Here is an 18,680-nt window from a genome sequence, read left to right as displayed (position 1 = left end):
TCCGACGCAATGAACAACCTGGGGATTCTGCTCAAACAGCGCGGCGATAGCCAGGAGGAGGCGGAGCAGTGGTATCGGCGCGCAGCCGACACCGGCCACACCGACGCGATGTACAACCTGGGGATTCTGCTCGAACAGCGCGGCAGCCAAGACGAGGCGGAGCAGTGGTATCGACGCGCAGCCGGCACCGGCCACCGGCCGGCGATGAGCAACCTGAGGGCTCTGCTTGAACAGCGCGGCGACGGTGAGCAGCCCGAGGGGTACACCGGGATGGCATCGCGGCGGGCCTGCACAGGGTTGGGAACGCTGCGACCGCGCCATCCGCGCTGCCCATCTGTGCCACGCCCGTGGCAGGTCAGTGGCGGCTAGGTGCGTCTGGTGAACGATGGCCGCGCGGGTAGCGTGACCGAGGGCGATGTGGCCGCCTGCGGCGTCAGCGAGGACGCCGGGCTGGCGGGCGTCGTCGACGCCGGGCTCGGCCGCGAAGAGGCAGCACGGCGACAGCGGGCGTGGTGGTCAGCAGGGTGAGCAGGGCAGTGCCGACGTCGCTGCTCGTGGCCGCGTAGACGGCGGCGAGCAGACAGCCGGCACACCGACGGTGCGGTCTTCGTCGGCGACATCGGGGTCATACCCCGGTGGCACCCGGCACCCGACCCCAAGCCGATTCGCGAAGTTTGTGTGTCGCGCACAACTTGCTGCTAATCTGGGGAGCGCAGGAGGCCCTTTCGGGGGTTCCCGCAGCCGCCTTAGGGCCCGCTCACGCGGGCCCTTCGTGCATCTGAGGGGCGGTCGGGGACCAGCACCAGGAGTGGTAGCGGCGCGGCTCGACCCACGACCACAGCCGTTCGTTCGCGGCCATCTCGCGCGGGTCCGCTACGGTACCGCTGGCTATTCGGCGGAACAGGAATGTCACCAGGTCGACGGCCTGCACGAGCCGTGAGGCATGCGATGGGGCGAAGTGCAGTGTGTCGACGATGTGGGTGAGCCGGCGAGATCGGTAGCCGCCGGTTCCAGCAGTCCGGTAGCGGCTCAGGTCGGAACGATGGGTTGCCGGGTTGTCGACCTCGTCGGCGATGACCAGGACCAGCTGCTCGCGCATCGCCGCGTACCCGTCGATGCGTTCGAGCAGGTGTGACAGCACCACCTCGTGTGCCGGCTTTGGTGTGGCGTACCGACGGGTGAGGCCATGGCGGTCGACCCCTCGCAGGATGATCGTGACCTCGTGCGAGCCGATGGCCTTGAGCGCGGAGTTGTACACCGCGATTCGGGCCCGGGGCGGCAGACCTGTCCACGGCGCTCGGCCCTGGAACAGGTCGTAGCCATGAAGCTCAGACTCCGCCGCGACGCCGTAGGCCTTCGCCGCGTCGAGCATCACCTCGTCCAAGGCTGTGCTCAACGGGATGGCCACGACGTCGGGGACAAGTAGCGCGCCCATCCAGTACCAGCGATCGGTGTACGACTCGTCCAGGTAAGTCAGCAGCACCCGCAGACAGTAAGCGCGCGATCACCACACGCCGCGCGACGCGCCGGCGGATCCTCACCGCCGGCTGGGGTGCCGCAGAGGCACCGGTCACGCCTGGCTGAGGTCGAGAATGCTCCAGCCGGCGGGCAGCACGGCGGCGGCCGGATTGGGGTCGGTGGTGGCCAGATGGGCCTGGTGGGCGATGGCAGTGCGGGCGGCGTGCCCGAGGGCGATGTCGCCGTCTGCGGCGCGGGCGAGGACGCCGGCTTGGCGGGCGTCGTCGACGCCGGGTTCGGCTCCGAGGGGCAGCACGGTGATGGCGGGTGTGGTGGTCAGGAGGGTGAGCAGGGCCGTGCCGACGTCGCTGCTGGTGGCGGCATAGGCGGCGGCGAGGCAGGCCGCCGGCACGCCGACGGTGCGGTCTTCGTCGGCGACCTCGGCGATCAGCTCGCCGACGGCGAGCTGCCCGTCGACGTACGCGGCGAGGGCGGTGGCGTCCAGGACCACGGCGACCTGGTTGTCGCTCACGCGCCCTCGTCGAGCATCCGCTGCCCCTCGGCGAGGGCGTCGTCGGGGATCGGCGCGGCCAGGCGGTCGCGCCAGCGGGCCTTGCCGGCTTCGGTGACCTCGATGCCGGCGCGGCGCAGCACTTCGTCGAGTTGGGTGCCGGCCATCTGGGCCCGGACGGCTGCGGTGATGGCGGCGCTGACGTTGGGCTGGCCGTCGAGCCACTCGGCGACGTCGTCGGGCACGCTGATGGAGCGTTTCGCGGTCATGGTGGCAGCGCACTCCCGCTGGTAGCACCGGCGGTGCTACCGGCCACTCCAAGCGGGTAACAACCGGCAGTAACCTCAGGTCAGGCTGCGGCGTCGTGGATGACGTGGTCGATCGCGCGGCGTAGGTCGGCGGCTCGGACGGTGACGGTGGTGTCGTCGGTGGCCGGGGTGAGTCCCGCGTCGACCAGTTCGCAGATCAGGGCGCTCGGGGTGATCCCGCGTCGGTGGGCTTCGGCTTCCAGGCGGGTGGACACCTCGGGGGCGCCGGGTCGAGTGGACCCACGCCGGGGTCGCTGGGTCACGGTGGCCCCGGACAGCAGGTGGCCCCCGACCGCCGTCCGGCCGGGGCCCCAACGCCTTGTCTAGCGGGATGCCTTCGCGAAGGTCACGAACCCACGCCACGCGCCGGGAGCGAACATCAGCGTTGCGCCGTCGCGGTCCTTGGTGTCCCGTACGAGGACGACGCCGGGCAGGTTGTCGGCCACCTCGACACACGCCCCGCCGTTGCTGCCGCTCTTGGTGCTCTTGTGCCACTGCGCGCCGGTCATGTCCATGTCGCTGCCACTTCCCTGATGAGTTTGAGCGATAGCATCCGAGGTAGAGCCTCGCCCACTATGCGCGCCCACCTGCTCTCCAGGGTAGCAATTTCCGCCGCATCTTCCGTGATGTGAGCCCGGACCTGACCGTCCTCGTGTGCGACCCGGGCCCCGTCCGGAAGCTCGGCCATGATGAACGGCCCGCCCATCCCGAGATACATCGGAGTATCGAGTGGAACCACGTGCACCTGCACGGAGGGCAGATCGGCGCACGCGGCGATGTGCTCGCACTGCTCGCGCATGATTGCGCGGTCGCGGCCGACGCGTCTCCGGAGGGCAGTCTCGTCTACGACCGCGATGAGGTGCGGTGGCCGGCCCCGCTGCAAGATCGCCTGGCGTGCCATGCGCGCCGTCACCAACTCGTCGACCTGCTCGGGTAACAGCGCCTCCATCGACAGCGTCGCCCGCGCGTACGCCTCGGTCTGAAGTAGACCCGGCACCCACGCCAGCTCGAACCACCGCAGCTCGACCGCCTCGCGCTCGATGTCCGCCCACCGCCGGAACCATGCCGGTTCGCGGCGCTTCAACGCGTCCGGCCAGAGGTCGAGCACGTCCCGCCCGAGGATCGAAGCGACCCGCACCCGGTGCCGGGCGCGCGGGATGCGTCCGTGACTCACCCACCGCGCCGCTGTCTTCGGGTCGACGCCCACCTGGGCTGCCAGGCTTTCGGCGGTCTCGCCTGCGTCGAGCATCGCGACCTTCACCGCGTGATTCATCCCCGTTACCCCTCTGTAGCGCACTCGGGACGTCCCGACGGTCCCGTTGCCATGATCTAACGCTGTGTACCCGTCCCGCAACTGCCTGCAAGAGTCGTGTGTAGAGCGACGCCGCCGGTCGAAGAGGACACCCGCCGGTCGCGTTTGCTGGGGGGCCGTCTCTTTCGAGGGGTGAGAGGCGGCCCCTCTCCAACGCCACGACGTCAGGGGAGCACCGTGCCCGATAAGCCGAAGCCTGCCGACCCGCCACCGGCACCGGAACCGAAGCCGGCCGCCGAGCCGCCGCCCGCGCGCCCGTACCTGCCCGGTCCGATCGGCCCGGTCGTCCCGCCGTGGCGGGGTCCCGGCCGCCTGGCGAACGTCACTCCCGGGCACCGCTGGCGGGAGCGGAGGCCCGCGCGGTGACCCCGCCGCTGGTTCGCTCCGGCGACGTGCTGCGCCTGTCCCGCGCCGCAAGCGTGCAGTTCGTCCGGCCGATCACGGTCCGGGTCATCCGGGTACTGACCGACTGGCACACGTACGACGGGTGGGTGTGGGTCGACGCGTACGTGCTCGACGCCGCAGGCGACGCGGTCTCCCGGCGGACCCTGTTCCTCCAGCCTTCCGGTGCCGGGCGCCTGAAGGCCCCGGTCCGCACGCCGGCAGCCCGCACGCCGGTAGCCCGCGGGCCGGTCCCGCGAAGGGTGTCGACCTCGTGACCGGTGTGATCCCGGGTCGGCACACGCCCCTGCCCCCGACCTGGCTGTGCCGGGTGGACGCGCACCCGTGGCCCTGCGGGGAGGCGAAACTCGCCCTGCTGGCGAAGTACGCCGACGACCGGCCCCGACTGCTGACGCTGCTCGCGGGCTGGAAAGTGGAGGCGGAGGACCACCTCGCGCAGCTCGACAGCGGTCGCCCGGTCGACGTGACCGACCGCTTCCTCACCTGGGCCCGCCCGCCCACCGACTGACCTTCATCCGCCCGGGACCCGCCCGGCGTCGGCTGTCCCGTCCCCCCGGCGAGGCACCGGCCCGGGGCGGGGGCGTGCATCCGTTCGTGGCCCTGGCCTGCCCGTGCGCCCCGGGTCCCGCCCGGTCGGTCAGCTCTCCTCGATGCCGTTCAGCAGCTCGTCGGCCACCTCAAGGGCGATCTTCTTGCGTTCGTCGTCGCTGATGTCCGGTGTCCGCACGGCGAACCAACTGCTGTGCACGGCGAACAGGACGAGCGTGGCCCGCAGTTGGGCCCGGGGTGAGTCGTCGCCCTGGCAGATCGCGTCGGCCAGGCGGAACATCCGCTCGCGCATCTGTTGGCCGGCGACGAGGCTCTTGAGCACGGTCTGGTTCTGTTCGAAGAAGCGCATCACCACGGACTGCCCGGGGGCGAACATCGTGTCGGCGTACTGGCTGACCAGGGCGTGCCGGGTGGCCTGGGTGGCCGGCTGGTCGCGGGCCCAGTCGATCAGCTCGTCCATCCGGTGCAACCGGTCCTCGACGTAGCTGTTGACGATCTCCTCCTTGCTCTTGAAGTGGTAGTAGAGGGCGGCCTTGGTCACCCCGAGGCGCTCGGCGATCTCGCGGAGCGAGGTCTTCTCGTACCCCTGCTCGGTGAAGAGCTCCAGCGCGACAGCCTGAATGCGCTCCCGCGTGCCACCTGTGCTCTGACTCACCATTACCACCCAACTCGCTTGACGGGGTCCGGCTGTCCAACTTACCGTGCGGCTAGTAAGGTGACTAGCCGGGCGGCAAGTAAGTGCGACATATCTCGGGGGAGCTTACCCATGACTCAGGAAACCCAGGCGACGGCGAAACCCAACATCCGGGTGGTGCTGTTCGGTCTGATGATCGCGATGATGCTCGCGATGCTCGACAACATGATCGTCAGCACGGCGCTGCCGCGGATCGTCAGCGAGTTCGGTGGCGTCAACCACTTCACCTGGGTGGTCACCGCGTACGTGCTCGGCACCACCGTCTCCACCCCGATCTGGGGCAAGCTCGGTGACCTGTACGGCCGCAAGGCGATCTTCCTGACCTCGGTGGTCATCTTCCTGATCGGGTCGGCGCTCTGCGGGATGTCCGGTTCGGCGCTGCTCGGCGGCACCGGCAACGGGATGGTCGAGCTGATCGCCTTCCGGGCCGTGCAGGGGCTCGGTGCCGGTGGCCTGATGGTCGGCGTGATGGCGATCATCGGTGACCTGGTGCCGCCCCGGGAGCGGGGCCGCTACCAGGGCATGATCGCCGGCATCATGGCGATCGCCATGGTCGCCGGCCCGCTGGTCGGCGGCTTCATCACCGACAACCTCTCCTGGCGCTGGGCGTTCTACGTCAACCTGCCGCTCGGTGGGCTCGCGCTGCTGATCCTGGCGACCACGATGCACCTGCCGAAGTACCGCACCGAGCACCGGATCGACTGGCTGGGCGCGGGACTGCTGTCCGTCGGCATCACCGCGATCGTCCTGGTCACCACCTGGGGCGGGAACGAATACGACTGGGCGTCCCCGCAGATCTTCGGTCTCGCCGCGCTGGCGCTGGTGAGCCTGGTGGCCTTCGCTCTCGTCGAGCGTCGGGTCGCCGAGCCGATCCTGCCGCTCGGCCTCTTCGCCAACCGCAACTTCGCGCTGATCTCGATGATCGGCTTCCTGCTCGGCTTCGCGATGTTCGGCGCGATGAACTTCCTGCCGCTCTACCAGCAGACCGTGCAGGGTGCCTCCGCCACCAACAGCGGTCTGCTGCTGCTCCCGCTGATGTTCGGCATGCTGGTGGTGTCGCTGGTGGTCGGCCGGGCCATCACCCGGACCGGGCGCTACCGGGTGTTCCCGATCGTCGGTGGTGTGGTGATGGCCGTCGGCATGGCATTGCTGTCCCTGCTGGAGGTCGACACCGGCAAGGTCGAGTCGTCGCTCTACATGCTGGTCCTCGGTGCCGGCATGGGCTTCCTGATGCAGACCTCCATGCTCATCGCGCAGAACAGCGTGGAGCAGAAGGACCTCGGTGCGGCCAGCGGCGCGGCCACCTTCTTCCGCTCCATCGGCGGTTCGTTCGGCATCTCGCTGTTCGGCGCGATCTTCGCCAACCGGCTCGCCGACTCGCCGGCCGGCAGCGCGTTCGAAGGTGGCACCGGCGAGGGCCGGGGGATGGACCTGACCAAGCTCAAGGAGTTGCCGGCGCAGGCACGTGAGGTGGTGCTCGGCGGCCTCTCCGACGCCATCTCGCACGTCTTCTTCTGGGCCATGATCATCACGATCGCGGTGCCGGTGCTCGCCTGGTTCATCCGGGAGATCCCGCTGCGCACGGCGAACGCCGTCCCGCCGCCGGAGGCCACCGGCGAGGAGCAGGCCGAGGTCGCCCTCGGCAAGGCCCCGGTCTCCTGACCCGATCCCGTCCCGTTCGTCGCGGCCGGTCCATCCCCTCCCGGGGGTACGGGCCGGCCGCGTGGCGTCAGGGCCGGCCGCGCGGCGTCAGGGGTGGCGGCGGACCAGGGCGGTGAGGCGACGCCAGGCGCGGGCCAGGTGGCCGGTCCGGCGGGGGCGGGCCGGGGTGGCGAGCAGCCGGTGGGCCAGCGCGGTGGTGTCCGGGTCCACGGTCGGGGTGGCCAGCGCCAGGTGGGCCAGGGAGATGGCGATCGGCACCGGCCGGCCCTGGGCGACGGTCGCCACGTCGGCGAGGCGCTCGGCCACCAGCCCGGCCACGTCGGGGCGCACCGCCGGGTCCACCCAGGCGGCGGTGACCAGGGCGAACAGTGCCGCCTCGGTGATCCAGTCCTCGACGCCCCAGATCAGTTCCACCAGCACCCGACGGCGGGTCGAGGCGGCCCAGGGTTCGTCGGTGCGGTGGTGCAGCAGACCCAGGCAGGCCCAGACCTGGACGCAGCGCACCCACAGTGACGGGTCCTGGCCGGTGAGCACCCGACCCAGCGCGGTCGGCGGTGCCTCGGGCGGGTGCACCAGCAGGCCCAGCAGGTCGGCCAACTCCAGGGTAGCCAGCCCGACCGCCGCGTCGTAGGCGGCCGGTGGGTGCGGCCAGGCCGGGTGGGCGAGTTGGCGTACCCGGTCGGCGGCGACGGTGGACGGGGCCGGCAGGGTGGGCGCGGCGGTGGTGCCGTCGTAGCGCCAGAGCCGGCACTCGGTGGCCCGGCGTGGCTCGCGTGGGTCCGGCTCGGCGACGCCGGTGACCTCGACGTGCAGGCCGGGCACGGCGGCGGTGACGGTACGCATCGCGCTCGGCGGTTCGACCGAGTCGAGGCGGACCGCCGCGTCGGGGAAGCCGTCGGCGGCGAGCGCCCGGCGCAACGCGTCGACCATCGCGCCCGTCGCCGGGGTGACCTGCCCCAGCCAGGGGCGTCCCCGGCAGGACTCGGCGAGGTCGGTGTGCTCGTGGGTGTCGTCGGGGTGGTCGCGGGTGAAGTCGGCGAGGGCGACCATGTGCCCGACGTCGCCGTCGCGCAGGAACCGCAGCCGGTGCGCGGTGTGCACCGCGCAGTCGAAGCTCGGGTCGCGGGCCAGCGCCCGGTCGATCCAGCCGAGGGCCTGGTCGAGCTGGCCGTGGTCGGCCAGGGTGCCGGCGATGTCGGCATAGACGGCGAGGTCGTCGGGGTCGTGCGCGACGGCCCGTTCCAGGGCGGCCAGGGCCTCCCGGGTGCGGCCGGCGCTGCGGTAGGCGTACCCGAGCCAGACCTCGCCGAGCTTGGACGGCGCCTCGCGTACCCCGCGGCTGGCCCAGGTGACCGCGAGGGTGACCTCGCCGAGCCGCCGGGCCAGCGCGGACGCCGCCCCGAGCAGCAGGGCGTGCCGGGGGTGCGCGGCGACCGCGTGCCGGGCCAGGGTGAGGTACGGCTGCAGGGGTGCCCGGCCGGTCCGGGGCACCGGGTCGGGCACGGCGGCGCAGACCTGCATGAGGATCCGGGCGCAGCGGTCCGGGTCGAGCCGTTGCGCCAGCTCGGGGTCGGTCACCCAGGGCACCCCGGCCCAGTCGACGCCGGGGGCGTGACCGGTGGCGGCGACCAGCAGGTCCAGCCCTTCGGCGGGCCGGCCGGCGGCGGCGAGCAGGTGGGCGCGGGCGACCACGGCCCCGACGTGTGCGCGGTGGCCGAGCGGGAAGAGGTCGAGGTCACCGCCGGCCGCGGTGGCGATCCGGGTGAGCGTCTCGTGGGTGTCGGGCAGGGTCGGTGCCAGCACCAGCGCGGCGGCGAGGTGGTCGGCGGCGTGGGCCAGGTCGCCCTCGTCGAGCGCGATCCGGGCGAGGGCGAGTTCCTCCGCCGCGGTCAGCGCGGGTGGCTCCTCCGACACGTCGGCCTCTCGCTCGCAGGGGGGTTGCCAGGGCTGGGCAAGCGTAGGGGATGCCGGCAACAAGTGTGGATCTCCTGCGCGTTAGTGCTCGCAGCAATGGTGAGAATGGCTCGTTCGTGCAAGACTGAACATGAAACGCGCGGCAAATGCGCAAGGAGGGGGAGTCTCCGTGACACATCCAGGGGCCGGGATGGCCGCCGACATCGCCGAGCAGCCGGCCGGTTACGCGCGGCTGCTCTCCGCCGAGCACGCCGGGGCGATCGCCCGGGTCGCGGCGGCCGTCGCGCGACGCCGCCCCCGGCACGTCGTCTTCACCGCCCGGGGCACCTCCGACCACGCCGCCCTCTACGGGGCGTACCTCACCGAGATCCGGCTCGGACTGCCCGCCGGGCTCGCCTCGCCCAGCGCGGTCACCGTCTACGGGGCCCGCCCCGACCTCTCCGACGCGCTGGTCGTCGGGGTCAGCCAGAGCGGCGGCTCACCCGACCTGACCGAGGTGCTGCGCACCGCCCGCGAGGCCGGCGCGCTCACCCTGGCGGTCACCAACGACCCCGACTCGCCGTTGGCGCAGACCGCCGAGCTGGGCGTCGACATCGCCGCCGGGCACGAGCGGGCGGTCGCCGCGACGAAGACCTACACCGCCGAACTGCTCGCCCTGCTGCTGCTGGTGGAGGGCATCCGGGCCGGGGACGGGGTGCTGCCGGCCGACCAGCGGGCCGCCCTGGAACGCCTCCCCGAGCTGGCCGAGCACACCCTCGCCGACCCCACCCCGGCCCAGCTCGCCCCGCGCTACCGGTTCGCCGGCCAGCTCGTCACCACCGGCCGGGGGTACGCGTACCCGACCGCCCGGGAGGCGGCGCTCAAGCTGATGGAGACCTCCTACCTGCCGGCGCTGGCCTTCTCCGGCGCGGACCTGCTGCACGGCCCGCTCGCGATGACCGACCCGGACGTGCCGGTGCTGGCCGTGGTCGGCTCCGGCCCCGGCGGCCGGTCCATGGGTGAGGTGCTGCCCCGCCTCGGCGAACGCCGCGCCGACGTGGTGGTGGTCGGCTCGGCCGAGGTCGAGGGGGTCACCCGGATGGCCGTGCCCGAGGTCGACGAGCGGTACGCCCCGCTGCTGGACATCCTGCCGTTGCAGCGCCTCGCGCTCGCCCTGGCGTTGGCCCGGGGTGAGGACCCGGACGCCCCACGCGGGCTGAAGAAGGTCACCGCGACGATGTGAGCCGGGCCGGCCAGCGGGACGGGGTCGGGGTGGGCGTGGCACGCTGTGTCTCGTGTCCACGCTGCGCGACCTCGCCGAGGAGCACACCCAGCTCCGCCCGGCCGACATCGACCACCTGCACCGCATCGCCGGGGACTGGCAGTTGCTGTCCGACCTGTCCTTCGCCGACCTGTTGCTGTGGGTGCCGGTGGACGACGACGGCACGTTCCTCTGCGTCGCCCAGGTCCGCCCGACGACCGCCCCGACCGCCTACCTGGACGACCAGGTGGGGCGGATCGTGGGCGGGCCGGAGGTGGCCCACCTGGAGGTGGCGTACCGGCAGGGCCGGATCTGGCGGGAGGGCGACCCGGTCTGGTACGGCGACGTGCCCGCCCGGCACGAGGCGATCCCGGTCCGGCTGCGCACCGCCGACGGGGAGGCCGGCGAGGTGATCGCGGTGGTCGGCCGGGACACCAACCTGTCCACCGCCCGCACCCCCAGCCAGTTGGAGCTGAACTACCTCACCACCGCCGACGACCTGGCCCAGATGATCGCCGACGGCACCTTCCCGCCGCCCCGGCACCCGGGCGAGACCACCTCCGCGCCCCGGGTCGGCGACGGGTTGGTCCGCCTCGACGCGGGCGGCAAGGTCACCTACGCCAGCCCGAACGCGCAGTCGGCGTACCGCCGGTTGGGTTACGCCTCCCACCTGGTGGGCGAGGACCTGGCCAAGCTGCACCGCCGGCTGGCCAGCGACCCGCTGGACGGCACCGAGGCGGCCAACGGCATCCTCGCCGCGCTGCGCGGCGAGGGCCCGCCCCGGCGGGAGATCGACGCCCGGGGGGCGACGATGCTCACCCGGGCCCTGCCGCTGATGCCCGCCGGGGTGCCGATCGGCGCGCTGGTCCTGGTCCGCGACATCACCGAGGTACGCCGCCGCGACCGGGCCCTGATCACCAAGGACGCCACCATCCGGGAGATCCACCACCGGGTGAAGAACAACCTGCAGACCGTCGCCGCGCTGCTGCGCCTGCAGGCCCGGCGGGTGTCGATGCCGGAGGCCCGGGTCGCCCTGGAGGAGTCGGTACGCCGGGTCGCCTCCATCGCCCTGGTGCACGAGACGCTCTCCATGTCCAGCGACGAGGCGGTCGAGTTCGACGGGATCGTCGACCGGGTGGCGAGCGCGGCGACCGAGGTGGCCGCGACCGAGGTGAGCGTCGGGATGCGCCGGACCGGCAGCTTCGGGGTGCTGCCCGCCGAGATCGCCACCTCGCTGGTGATGGTGCTCAACGAGTTGCTGCTCAACGCCGTCGAGCACGGCTTCCCGCCGGCCGAGGAGGGGGTCGACGTCCCGGAGTCGGAGGCCCGCCCGGAGGTGGTCGTCACGGCGCACCGGCAGCGTAAGCAGCTGCACGTCTCGGTGGCGGACAACGGGCGCGGCCTGCCGGCCGAGTTCGACGCCGCCAAGGGTGGGCGGCTCGGTCTGCAGATCGTCCGGGCGCTGGTGACCGGGGAGCTGCGGGGCAGCATCGAGCTGCGTCCCGGCCCGACCGGCGGCACCGAGGCGGTGCTGGTGCTCCCGCTGGCCAAGGCCTGAACCGGCCGCCCGACGGCCCGGTTGCCCGGTGGTGACGCCGGGATGAATGTGAGTAGAGCGACGTACGATCTGCGGCCCGGTGAGGCTTTCGGTCGATTGGCGGGCATTGACACCTTGCAGCCGACTGAATAGTTTTCTAGCTTCACCACCAAGCAGACACGGCCAGCTCACCGTGCCCGGCTTCCTGGACGCGTCCGGCGACATCCGCTCGCCCTGTCGGGGAGCGCGTGCGCCCGGTGGGCGGGGGAGACGAAGCGATGACCTCACCGCCTGCGGTCGATCCGGCTGCGGTGCTGTCGCCGACCGCCGAGTTCCGGGTGCCGCGTCAGACGTCGAAGTGGACCCCCCGCAAGCCCTCCGACGAGGCGCACCGGCCCGCGTACGCCCCGGTGCCGTTGCCGCCGACGGACGCCGAGCTGTTCTCCTACCGCAAGCGGCGACTGGCCGCCCTGATGGTGCCGTCGCTGGTCAGCTTCGGCTGCCTGATCACCAGCCAACTGCTCTTCGTCCGGCTCACCCCGTGGCTGTGGCTGCTCGCCCCGCTGCTGTTCTTCACCGTCGTCTACTACCTCATCTCGCTGGCGGTGAACCTCTTCACCCCGGGCTTCGACCTGGCCCGCCACCAGGAACTGGTGCGCACCTGGCGGCCGGCCCGCTACCCGAGCGTCGACGTGTTCCTGCCGGTCTGCGGCGAGCCTGCGCACGTGCTGCGCAACACCTGGGAGCACGTGCGGGCGATGGGCCGCCACTACCGGGGCGAGGTCACCGTCTACGTGCTCGACGACTCGCCCAACGAGGCGATGGAACGGATGGCGCTCGCCTTCGGCTTCGTCTACCAGCGGCGACCCAACCGGGGCTGGTTCAAGAAGGCCGGCAACATGCGGTACGCCTTCGAACGCACCATGAGCGACTTCATCCTGGTGCTGGACGCCGACTTCGTCCCGCGTAAGGACATGCTCGACCAGATGCTGCCCTGGTTCGACGCCGAGCCGAACGCGGGCATCGTGCAGTCGCCGCAGTTCTTCCGGGTGCACCTGGGGCAGACCTGGGTGGAGCGGGGAGCCGGGGCGGTGCAGGAGCTGTTCTACCGGTCGGTGCAGGTGTCCCGACAGGCCCACGACTCGGCGATCTGCGTGGGCAGTTGTGCCGTCTACCGCCGCGACGCGCTGTTCTCCATCGGCGGGTCCACCCTGATCGAGCACTCCGAGGACGTGCACACCGGCTTCGACCTGCGGATGAAGGGGTGGAACCTGCGGTACATCCCGGTCGTGCTGGCCGCCGGGCTCTGCCCGTCGGACGTGGACTCGTTCTTCACCCAGCAGTACCGCTGGTGCGCCGGCTCGATGAGCCTGCTCGGGTCGAGGAAGTTCTGGTCGACGAAGTTGCGGCTGCGGGCCCGGCTCAGCTACATCTCCGGCTTCTGCTACTACCTGCACACGGGGCTGTTCACCTTCGTCGCGCCGGTCATCCCGGTGTTGATGCTCACCGCGTTCGCGCACCAGATCGCGCTCGCCAACTACCTGCTGATCCTGCCCAGCGTGGTCTACAACATGATCATCTTTCCGTTCTGGCACCGCAGCCGCTACGGCCTGGAGAGCTGGACGGTCAAGATGCTCTACGGCTGGGCGCACGCCTTCGCCATCATCGACATCGTCCGGGGCCGGCGGATGGGCTGGCAGCCCACCGGCGGCACCGCCAAGAAGAGCAAGACCCGACGGCTGTGGACCGCCATGAAGGTCTGGACCGCCGGCACCGGCCTGGTCTGGGCCGGTGTCGCCGGCTGGCGGATGCTCGTCGAACCCGAACCGTGGATCTTCGTACCGGCCCTGCTCAGCGCGGTCTTCTACCTGGCCGTCGTCGGGCAGGCGCTGCTGGTCGACCCGGAACGCGACGTCGAGGTCGTCCGGTGAGGACGAAATACCTCGTCACCTTCCTGCTGGTGGTCGCGCTGGCGTTCACCGAGTTCGCCGTGCTGCGCCGGGTCGACATCAAGGTCGCCGGGTCCGCCGGCGGGCCGGGCGGGGCCGCCGCTGCCGAGGAACAGATTCCGGCGTACGACGTCACCGCGCTGAAGTCACCCAAGGGCAAGTACCTCGGCGTCACCGTGACCGGCGGTGCCGAGATGGGCCGGGTCCGCGCCTTCGCCGAGGAAACCGGCAAGACCCCCAACCTGGTGGCGATCTTCGAGAGCTTCGACGACAGGTTCGCCGCCAGCGAGGTCCGCGAGCTGCACAACTACGGCGCGCTGGCGGTGATCCGCTGGGAGCCGTACGACGTGCCGCTGCGGGACATCGCCGCCGGCAAGCACGACGCGTACGTCAAGGAGTTCGCCGCCGCCGTGCGCACCCTGAACCTGCCGATCGCCCTCACCTTCGCCCACGAGATGAACGGGCACTGGTACTCCTGGGGGACGAAGCAGACCAAGGCCAGCGAGTACGTCGCCGCCTGGCGGCACCTGCACGACATCTTCACCCAGCAGGGCGCCACCAACGTGATCTGGACGTGGACCCCGAACGTCGTCAACTACCTGCGCAAGGTCAGCATCAGGGCGCTCTACCCCGGGGACGCCTACGTCGACTGGGTCGGCATGGACGGGTACTACACCAACCGTGGCCTCAAGACGTTCCAGGACCTCTTCGTCCCCACCATCACCCAGATCCGCACCTTCACCAGGCGTCCGCTGCTGATCGTGGAGACCGGGGCCGAACCGAGCAGCCGACGACCGGCCCAGATCACCGACCTGCTCACCAACGTGACCAAGCGCAAGGACCTCCTCGGGGTGGCGTACTTCAACATCAACGGCTCCGGGAAGTGGAACATCGACCGGGACGACGCCGCGCTGCGCGCGTTCCGCCGGTCCGCCGCCAAGGACACCTTCGGCTTCGACATCCGGACCGTGAAGTGACCGCGCCGGCTATCCAGTGGACCGGGCAGGCCGACCCGGCGGAGGTCACCGGTCACGCCGTACCCCGGCGGGCGGCGGGCCGGGGCGGCGGCTGGTGGGCGCTGCTGCCGACCGTCGTCGCGCTCGGCCTCGGCTGGTGGCGGCTGGACGCCCGGGACCTGTGGAACGACGAACTGGTCACCTGGCACGTCACGTCACTGTCGGTCGAGCAGTTCCGGATGCTGGTCGGCAACATCGACCTGGTGCACGCCGGCTACTACGTGATCATGTCGGTGCTGACCACGCTGACCGGGGACTCGACGACCGCCCTGCGGCTGCCGTCGGTGCTCGCGATCGGGCTCACCGCCGGGCTGGTCACCCTGATCGGGCGGCGACTCTTCGACACCCCGGTCGGGGTGCTGGCCGGCCTGGTCTTCGCCCTGCTGCCCACCGTCTCCCGGTACGCCCAGGAAGCCCGCTCGTACGCCCTGGTCACCCTGGCGGCGGTGGCGGCCACCTGGCTCTTCCTGCGCGCGGTGGACCGGCCGACCCGGGGCCGCTGGTGGGCGTACGGCGTGCTGCTGGTGCTGGTCGGCTGGCTGCACTTCGTCGCGCTGCTGGTGGTGGTCGCGCACCTGTTCCACCTGTGGCGGTCGGTGCGCGGCGAGGAGCCCCGGTGGCGGTGGGCGGCGTCCACCGGCATCGCCGGGCTGTTCGTCCTCCCGGTGCTGATCCTCGGCAGCCGGCAGTCCGGGCAGATCTCCTGGGTGGAGAACGACGGCGACGCCGTGCTGCGCTTCCTGGCGAACCTGACCGGCACGACGGCCGCGTTGGCGCTGGTCGCGGCGTTCGCCGCCCTCGCGGTGGCGGTGGCCGGCCGGCAGTGGCGGAACACCGTGCTGATGCTGCTGATCTGGGCCGTGCTGCCCCCGGTCGCCGGTTACCTGACGTTCAGCGTGGTGCACCTGTTCCTGGCCCGGTACTTCCTGTTCACCGTGCCGGCGTGGGCGCTGCTCGCCGCGTTCGCGGTCTGCCGCACCGCCCGGCTGGCGATCCGGGGGCGGGTGCCGGCGGCCTGGCTGGCCGGCGCGTTGGTGCTGCTGCCGGTGCTGGCCTGGCAGACCCTGCCGGCGCAGGAGCGGGTGCGCTCCAACGAGGCCGACGGGCAGCCCCGCTACCTCGACGCGGTCCGCTACCTGGGCAAGCAGGTCAAGCCGGGCGACGGGGTCGCCTACAACGACGGGTTCGGTGGCTCCAGCGACGTGGCCCGCAAGGCCACCGACTACGGGCTGCGCGACCAAGTGCACCCCCGGGACGTCTTCGTGGCCGTACCGGCCCGGCAGACCGGCTGGCTGACCGCCCGCGAGTGCCGGGAGCCGTTGCCCTGCCTCGGCGACACCAGGCGGATCTGGCTGGTGGAGACGGGCCACCTCAACGACCCGCTGGCCGGACTGCCACCGGCCCGTGAGGCCCTGCTACGGCAGCGTTTCCTCATCCGGCACGTCGAGCGGTTCGACCGGGTCCGGGTGGTCCTGCTGGAACGCAAACCGGCCTGACGGGGGAGCTGCGCCGGGCACCCGCCCGGCGTCCGCCGGGCCGGGCGGGTGTGGTCAACGCCGACGGACGAGCAGCGCCACCGTCACCCCCGGCCGGGGTCGGACCTGCTCGACGGTGAACCCGGCCCGCAGCGCGTCGCCCTTGCCGCCCGGCACCGCCGCGAGCGGATCGTCGTGTCGCCCGGCCACCACCAGCCAGACCCGGTCCACGCCAGCCAGGCACCCGGTGGGTCGGGGGCACTCGTCGACCCACAGATCGGCTCGGTCCTGCCGCCCGCTGGTGACCAGCACGTCCCGGGGTCGCACCCCGGCGGCGGACCCGGCTGTCCGGTCCCCGGCTGTCCGGGCCAGGTGGTAGTCGATGCCGAGGTCGAGGAAGAGCCAACCGTCGCGGGGCGAGTAGACCACCGCGTCACCGGGCCGCTGCCCGGCGGCGATCACCGCCGCCGCCCCCCGGTAGTCGACGGTCGCGCTGCGCGGCCAGCCGTGGCTGTGCCGTACCGCCGCCTGGTCCGGTAGCCCGAGCAGCGCGGCCAGCGCCACCACCGCCACCGCTCCCGTCCGGGCCGTGGGCGGCGGCGCGGCCAGGGCGGCACCGGCGAGCAGGCAGGCGAAGGGCACCGTGAAGAACAGGTAACGCGGCACCCACAGGGGTACGGCCAGCGCGGCGACGAAGAGCAGCAGGACCGGCAGCACCACGCAGGCGTCGGGGAGCAGACCGCGCCGCCCCGAGCGGGCGGCCCCGAGCGCGGCGAGTCCGACCAGCAGCCCGCCCACCACGCCGCTCTGCGCCAGCCCGCCCGGCAACGCCGCCAGGTCGGCCAGCCGGGCCGGGGCGACCCAGTCGAGCTGGTGGGACCGCTGCCCCTGCGCGGTGACCAGTAGCGGTGACAGCACCACCCCGGCGACCAGCACGGCCACCGCCCACCACCCCAACCGCCGGTCCCACCGCCCGCTGTTACCCGGTCCGCCTTTGCCCGGTCCGCTATCACCCAGTCTGCTGTTGCCTGGTCCGCCTTCGCCTGGTCCGCCTTCGCCTGGTCCGCCTTCGCCTGGTCCGCCTTTGCCCGGTCTGCTGTCGCCCCGCCCGCTATCTTTCGGTCTGCTGTTGCCTGGTTGGTTGTTGCCCGGTCGGCTGTTGCTGTTGGCGGGCGGACCGGTGGGGTCGGCGGTCGGACGGCCGTGGACCCGGGCGGCCAGCACCACCACGGCGTGCGCGGCGAGCAGGCCCAGGGCGAGCAGATGGGCCAGACCGAGCCCGGCGACGGCTGCGGCGTAGCAGGACCAGCGCTGCCACCCCGGGCCGTCCAACGCGCGGGCCAGCAGCACGGTGGCCAGCACCGCGAAGAAGGTCACCAGCGCGTAGGGCCGGGCCTCCTGGGCATACCGGGAGGTACCCGGCAGGACCGCGAAGAGCAGGCCGGCGACCAGGCCGGCACGTGCCCCGAACAACCGCCGACCGAGTACGGCCGTGAAGCCCGCCGCCCCCGCCATCGCCAGCACCGAGGGCAACCGCAGCGCCGCCACCGAGTCGCCGAACACCCCGGTCCAGCCGTGCACCAGCAGGTAGTACGCCCCGGTCGCCGCATCGACGGTTCGGGTGAGCCGGAACACGTCCCCGACACCTCGGGTGGCCGCGCTCCAGGTGGCCAACTCGTCGCGCCAGGGCTGGGCCTGGCTGATCCCGTAGCAGCCGGCGGCCAGGGTGACCAGCAGCGGAACCGCCCAGACCAGCGCACCCGTCCACGAACCCGCTGACGATCCTGCCGCCAACCGCCAATGCCGCTTTCCGGACATTGTGCCCACCGGTCGAGGGTCCCACATCCGTCCCGACGATGCCGCCGGAGCCGAATCCCACCGTGTCCGCTGTCGAGCGGTGATGGTGCCGCCCTCGGGGCTTGGCCCGGCCGGCGTCCAACGGGACGGCATCCTCCTGGCGGGCAGGGTGGTAGTGGTTCGCTTCCTTTAGAGCTGATGCCGTAAACGATTCACGGTCGCCGACCCCGCCGGCCCCGCCGACCCCTCGACCCGCCGACCCGCCGACCCGCCGACCCGCCGACCCGCCGACCCCGGATTACATCCGTTCTCGATCCCTATCCCTTTCCCTATCCCGGTCCCGGTGACCGGCACCGATCCCGCCGTCAGCCACTGATCCCGATCCCGACCCGTCGGTCGTCGGCGGTCGGAGCGGACCCTTCTTTTCGTGGATGGTGTTCATCAATGCTCTGCATGGTCTGTCGGCCGGAGTGGCGATTCGTCTACGTCATCAGCTCGACAGGGCGTCCATGAGACATCAGCGGGGACGGCTATAGGGGGATCGAGCTGCCGATCTACCGCTCGCCGGCCGGCCCCCTGGTCTGCCCACCGGCCCTCCGCTGGCCCTGCCGGCCCGCCGGGAGCCGGGGAGGCGGGCAGGGGCGGTGACGGTGGGGATGCGGCCCGTGATGTGGGATCCCGCACGTGGTCATTGGCCCACCTCCGCAGGGTGTGGGAGCATGGCTGCATGACCGCCGCTGTCGTCCGCCGCTTCGTGGCCCGTCGCCACGTCGACTACGGCCGCGTGCGCAGCGCGATCTGTCCGGCCCACTGACGACGCCCGACTCATTCGTCTCGGGCGCGTGTTCCGCGCCGG

18 protein-coding genes are annotated in these 18,680 nt (G+C 72.0%); 9 read left to right on the top strand and 9 right to left on the bottom strand.

All coding sequences use genetic code 11. The features are described 5' to 3' along the window. Positions 1 to 369 (top strand): tetratricopeptide repeat protein (locus tag AB0C22_RS13485; RefSeq protein WP_357535087.1); only part of this gene is annotated, 369 nt, incomplete at its 5' end. A 388-nt stretch (positions 370 to 757) separates the two neighbouring features. On the opposite strand, the gene AB0C22_RS13480 is transcribed toward AB0C22_RS13485, so the two are convergent. The 6 genes from AB0C22_RS13480 to AB0C22_RS13455 all read right to left on the bottom strand — a co-directional run bounded on the left by AB0C22_RS13480 (position 758) and on the right by AB0C22_RS13455 (position 3,550). Next, positions 758 to 1,483 (bottom strand): DUF3800 domain-containing protein, encoded by a 726-nt coding sequence (locus AB0C22_RS13480; protein ID WP_219464528.1) that lies wholly within the window; start codon positions 1,481 to 1,483, stop codon positions 758 to 760. Between the two features lie 87 nt (positions 1,484 to 1,570). Further along, on the bottom strand, positions 1,571 to 1,990 hold the full coding sequence (locus AB0C22_RS13475) for a hypothetical protein (protein ID WP_219464527.1): 420 nt from the start codon (positions 1,988 to 1,990) through the stop codon (positions 1,571 to 1,573). After that, a complete protein-coding gene (locus tag AB0C22_RS13470) occupies positions 1,987 to 2,238 on the bottom strand; it encodes a hypothetical protein (RefSeq protein ID WP_219464526.1) in 252 nt (83 codons plus the stop codon). Before AB0C22_RS13470 ends, AB0C22_RS13475 begins: the two co-directional genes overlap by 4 nt. A gap of 80 nt (positions 2,239 to 2,318) precedes the next feature. After that, complete coding sequence (locus tag AB0C22_RS13465; RefSeq protein ID WP_219464525.1) at positions 2,319 to 2,492, bottom strand: hypothetical protein; 174 nt, start codon at positions 2,490 to 2,492, stop codon at positions 2,319 to 2,321. A 108-nt stretch (positions 2,493 to 2,600) separates the two neighbouring features. Then, positions 2,601 to 2,786: a DUF397 domain-containing protein gene (locus AB0C22_RS13460; protein ID WP_219470345.1), complete on the bottom strand. Its 186-nt coding sequence runs from the start codon at positions 2,784 to 2,786 to the stop codon at positions 2,601 to 2,603. Beyond that, a complete protein-coding gene (locus AB0C22_RS13455) occupies positions 2,783 to 3,550 on the bottom strand; it encodes a DUF5753 domain-containing protein (protein WP_219464524.1) in 768 nt (255 codons plus the stop codon). Before AB0C22_RS13455 ends, AB0C22_RS13460 begins: the two co-directional genes overlap by 4 nt. A gap of 401 nt (positions 3,551 to 3,951) precedes the next feature. Here AB0C22_RS13455 and AB0C22_RS13450 point away from each other — a divergent pair, with 401 nt between their 5' ends. Further along, on the top strand, positions 3,952 to 4,248 hold the full coding sequence (locus AB0C22_RS13450) for a hypothetical protein (RefSeq protein ID WP_308290905.1): 297 nt from the start codon (positions 3,952 to 3,954) through the stop codon (positions 4,246 to 4,248). After that, positions 4,245 to 4,499: a flavin reductase gene (locus tag AB0C22_RS13445; RefSeq protein WP_308290904.1), complete on the top strand. Its 255-nt coding sequence runs from the start codon at positions 4,245 to 4,247 to the stop codon at positions 4,497 to 4,499. The genes AB0C22_RS13450 and AB0C22_RS13445 overlap by 4 nt, the downstream gene beginning before the upstream one ends. 129 nt (positions 4,500 to 4,628) lie before the next feature. Here the strand turns inward: AB0C22_RS13445 and AB0C22_RS13440 are convergent, their stop codons facing one another. Continuing rightward, on the bottom strand, positions 4,629 to 5,198 hold the full coding sequence (locus tag AB0C22_RS13440) for a TetR/AcrR family transcriptional regulator (RefSeq protein WP_219464523.1): 570 nt from the start codon (positions 5,196 to 5,198) through the stop codon (positions 4,629 to 4,631). A 108-nt stretch (positions 5,199 to 5,306) separates the two neighbouring features. Here AB0C22_RS13440 and AB0C22_RS13435 point away from each other — a divergent pair, with 108 nt between their 5' ends. Beyond that, the gene (locus AB0C22_RS13435; protein WP_219464522.1) at positions 5,307 to 6,896 is read left to right on the top strand and encodes an MDR family MFS transporter; all 1,590 of its coding nucleotides are present in this window, start codon (positions 5,307 to 5,309) and stop codon (positions 6,894 to 6,896) included. A gap of 87 nt (positions 6,897 to 6,983) precedes the next feature. Here AB0C22_RS13435 and AB0C22_RS13430 read toward each other — a convergent pair whose 3' ends face one another. After that, on the bottom strand, positions 6,984 to 8,810 hold the full coding sequence (locus AB0C22_RS13430; protein ID WP_357535082.1) for a tetratricopeptide repeat protein: 1,827 nt from the start codon (positions 8,808 to 8,810) through the stop codon (positions 6,984 to 6,986). Between the two features lie 190 nt (positions 8,811 to 9,000). On the opposite strand from AB0C22_RS13430, the gene AB0C22_RS13425 reads away from it, so the two are divergent. The 5 genes from AB0C22_RS13425 (at position 9,001) to AB0C22_RS13405 (ending at position 16,048) form a co-directional block, all read left to right on the top strand. Beyond that, a complete protein-coding gene (locus AB0C22_RS13425) occupies positions 9,001 to 10,032 on the top strand; it encodes an SIS domain-containing protein (protein ID WP_357535274.1) in 1,032 nt (343 codons plus the stop codon). Between the two features lie 52 nt (positions 10,033 to 10,084). Further along, positions 10,085 to 11,608, top strand: coding sequence for a PAS domain-containing sensor histidine kinase (locus AB0C22_RS13420; RefSeq protein WP_219464521.1), 1,524 nt, complete (start codon positions 10,085 to 10,087; stop codon positions 11,606 to 11,608). A 257-nt stretch (positions 11,609 to 11,865) separates the two neighbouring features. Beyond that, positions 11,866 to 13,518: a cellulose synthase catalytic subunit gene (locus tag AB0C22_RS13415; RefSeq protein WP_219464520.1), complete on the top strand. Its 1,653-nt coding sequence runs from the start codon at positions 11,866 to 11,868 to the stop codon at positions 13,516 to 13,518. Then, positions 13,515 to 14,513: a glycosyl hydrolase gene (locus tag AB0C22_RS13410; protein ID WP_219464519.1), complete on the top strand. Its 999-nt coding sequence runs from the start codon at positions 13,515 to 13,517 to the stop codon at positions 14,511 to 14,513. Before AB0C22_RS13415 ends, AB0C22_RS13410 begins: the two co-directional genes overlap by 4 nt. After that, entirely contained in the window at positions 14,510 to 16,048 is a 1,539-nt protein-coding gene (locus AB0C22_RS13405; RefSeq protein WP_219464518.1) for a glycosyltransferase family 39 protein, read from the top strand. Before AB0C22_RS13410 ends, AB0C22_RS13405 begins: the two co-directional genes overlap by 4 nt. Before the next feature lie 54 nt (positions 16,049 to 16,102). On the opposite strand, the gene AB0C22_RS13400 is transcribed toward AB0C22_RS13405, so the two are convergent. Then, positions 16,103 to 17,845: a glycosyltransferase family 39 protein gene (locus AB0C22_RS13400; protein WP_357535272.1), complete on the bottom strand. Its 1,743-nt coding sequence runs from the start codon at positions 17,843 to 17,845 to the stop codon at positions 16,103 to 16,105. Positions 17,846 to 18,680 lie beyond the last annotated feature (835 nt).

This window comes from Micromonospora sp. NPDC048894, assembly GCF_040649765.1.
Classification (GTDB): domain Bacteria; phylum Actinomycetota; class Actinomycetes; order Mycobacteriales; family Micromonosporaceae; genus Micromonospora; species Micromonospora antibiotica.
This window is presented reverse-complemented; position numbering and strand designations above follow the sequence as displayed.